Genomic DNA, 251 nt, shown 5'->3' with positions numbered 1-251 from the left:
ATTGACGCTGGGCAGGAGATGGAATTCAGGCGCCTCGAATGGTTTGGAAGTCTTGGCTTTCGAACGATCTTTGCGACTTCAACCAATCAGGTGATCGCCGTGGCGCAAGACCGTCTCAAGACCACGCTAGATGCCATTCTCTACGTTTCACCGGCGGCACTGGAGAGTCCTGTCCGGGAGGAGATCGAGCTCATGGAGGCTGATGGCTCACTTACCGCGGATCAATCTCCAGCACTCCCCGTTTACGAACT

General features: G+C 55.4%; 1 pseudogene. It reads left to right on the top strand.

Annotated features, from left to right (window positions below):
- Positions 1-18 precede the first annotated feature (18 nt).
- Positions 19-251 (top strand): annotated as a pseudogene (locus tag EOD29_RS36745) (hypothetical protein); the annotation flags it as partial.

Origin of the sequence: Mesorhizobium sp. M1A.T.Ca.IN.004.03.1.1 (assembly GCF_003997555.1) — a bacterium.
GTDB lineage: Bacteria > Pseudomonadota > Alphaproteobacteria > Rhizobiales > Rhizobiaceae > Mesorhizobium.
Note: the sequence above shows the minus strand (reverse complement) of the source record. Positions and strands in the feature narration are given on the sequence as shown.